The sequence below is a fragment of the Actinomadura logoneensis genome, assembly GCF_003428695.1.
In the GTDB taxonomy this organism is placed as follows: Bacteria; Actinomycetota; Actinomycetes; order Streptosporangiales; family Streptosporangiaceae; genus Spirillospora; species Spirillospora logoneensis.
This window is the reverse complement of sequence record NZ_QURH01000612.1, coordinates 1-2159: the sequence shown is the minus strand read 5'-3', so window position 1 is coordinate 2159 and position 2159 is coordinate 1. Positions and strand designations below refer to the sequence as shown.

Annotated in this window: 1 protein-coding gene and 1 pseudogene; one reads left to right on the top strand and one right to left on the bottom strand. The window is 70.7% G+C overall.

The genetic code is table 11. From position 1 onward, the window contains the following. Window positions 1–897 precede the first annotated feature (897 nt). Window positions 898–1146, bottom strand: coding sequence for a hypothetical protein (locus DZF91_RS24670; protein ID WP_117359653.1), 249 nt, complete (start codon window positions 1144–1146; stop codon window positions 898–900). Between the two features lie 610 nt (window positions 1147–1756). On the opposite strand from DZF91_RS24670, the pseudogene DZF91_RS24665 reads away from it, so the two are divergent. Beyond that, window positions 1757–2159, top strand: a pseudogene (locus tag DZF91_RS24665) (hypothetical protein); the annotation flags it as partial.

Genomic DNA, 2159 nt, shown 5'->3' with positions numbered 1-2159 from the left:
CGCCGGCCGTGGGACGGCGGGGACGCTCCGGGCCGTTCGGCGCCGCGCACCGGACGGTGCGGCGGGCGCCGCGGCCCGGTCGGCGGGGTCGGGGCGGACACGGACGAGTCGTGGTTCGCCCGGCCTGGAAAAGGCGGCGGGCATGGACGGTGAAATCGCGAACCGATGGTGAAGTCCGGAACCGGGGGAAGAATCGGCCGATGTCACGCCGGGAAGGCGGGACGGGCCGCGGTCCGTTCTCGAAGATCTGTGCTGGAAGTGACGCGTGGTGATCTCTTCGCGCTGTTTCGCGTGGCGCCCACCCCCCGTGGGTCCTGCACGTGCCCTCGCATCGTAGGCGAATCGTGACCGGCGCGAGCGGCTATTCGCGAAAACGGCGCGTGGCGGCGTGCTATTCGTTCTCCGGAGTGGCGTCCGGGGAACGGGGTCTGCGCCGGAGGCACTGGACCGCGGAACCGAAACCGCCGGCGGTCGTGGTGGTGAGAACGGTCAGCCAGCGTTCGATCGCCGTCGGCGCCGGAACGGGCAGGAGATACCAGACGGAAAGGGCGAGAAGGGCGGCGAGCAGCCCGCCGAGGGCTCCTTCGCCGACAGCGCACCAGAGGGTCCTGCCCTGGTCGGGTCCGCCCGGTTGGTCGGGGCGGCCCATGGATTGACTCATCCTCGCCTGCCCGGGGGGAGCCAGAGTGGTGTGACCGGGGGCGGATGGACGGGTGCCTCGCGAGAGGCTCAGAAGCGGGGCACGGGGCCCGGGATCCGGAGGTGCGCCGGTACGGGCGCCGGTGCCGGTACGGGTGCGGGTGCGGCCGTGGGCGCGGCCGGACGGCCCGGCGAGACGGCGAGGGTGCGGACCGGGCCGGGCGGCCCCGTCCGCACCCTCACCAGGGAAGTCACGCTCTACCGGCGGTGGTAGATCTTCACCTTCTCGAGCTCGCCGCCGTTCACGCAGTCGCCGTGCTCGTCCTCGATGCCGAGGAGGTTGTGGATGGCCGCGCCGATGCCGGCGACATCCACGCTGCGGCAGGTCTGGATGCCGATGATCTGGAGGTTACGCGGCGGCTTGTCGTTCGCCTGGGCGGGCGTGGACACCAGGGCCAGCAGACCCACGCCGCCGAGGAGGGCCACAGCAGCCTGTCGCTTCCGCATGAATTCTCCATTCAACTGTCGTTGCGTCGCCGCCGACGCGAGCCGCGCCACAGCGTCCGACCATCGCACCCCACAGCCTCGCCCCGGGTCAGCGGAGACAAACGCGTTTTGCAAAATCCTTGCCTGTTGCGGGAATGTTCTTCAGGTGAGCCGGGCATTTCCGGCTCTCTGGCAAAAGTCATGACGGCCGGGAAGGCTCATATCACATGACTTGTTAAGGCAAGGTGTTGATCAAGGAAGGCCGGTTTCCGGATGGCGTCGATTGTTCGGCGGATCGGCGCGTTGCCGCCCGGCCCGACACTCCGGATGTCACAATGTGCGGGCCAGTGCGGCGTGTTCCGGTGTACCGGTTCCGTGCGCTGGATGAGTGAATGTGCGAAATCGGGGATCCGGTGTCGGCATCCCGCGGACGCGGCCATCAAGTGCACGCGGCTTGCACGCGGCCGACAAGTGCGCGCGACCGCCGAGTGCACCCGGTCCCCGGTCCACCGCGGCGCCCCGCTGCCCGCGGACACCGAACTCAACAGGCGACGGTCACCCGTTCCGTCCGGATATCCGCATGTCCGGACGGTGGGCGACGCGTTCCGCCGAAAACACGAAGGAGCACAACATGCGCAACTGGGCCAAGCACGTGAGCCGGACCGCGCTCGTCGCGGGCGGCCTGACGGCCATGGGAACGGGGCTGTTCACCGGCTCCGCCCTCGCCGCCGCCCCCGCCACGCCGCATGCCTGCGCCGAGCACATCTGCCACGACCCCGTGCCCGTTCCGCACATGCCCGGGCGGCCGTACGACTACTACGGCCACCCGCACTCCTACATCCCGCACCACCCGTACGGGTACCACGAGCACTCGTACCACCCGCGTCCCTACTACCCGCACCCCTACAACCCCCGCCCCTACTACTCGGAGCCGCGCACGGCCGTCCACGCCGCGCCGCGCACGCCCGTCCACACCGCGCAGGGCGCGGCCGTCCACACCGCGCGGGGCGCGGCCGTCCACGCGGCGCCGCGTG

Excerpts from the sequence above, each read along its gene's own strand:
- DZF91_RS24670 (WP_117359653.1), bottom strand. The coding sequence starts at position 1,146 with ATGCGGAAGCGACAGGCTGCTGTGGCCCTCCTCGGCGGCGTGGGTCTG.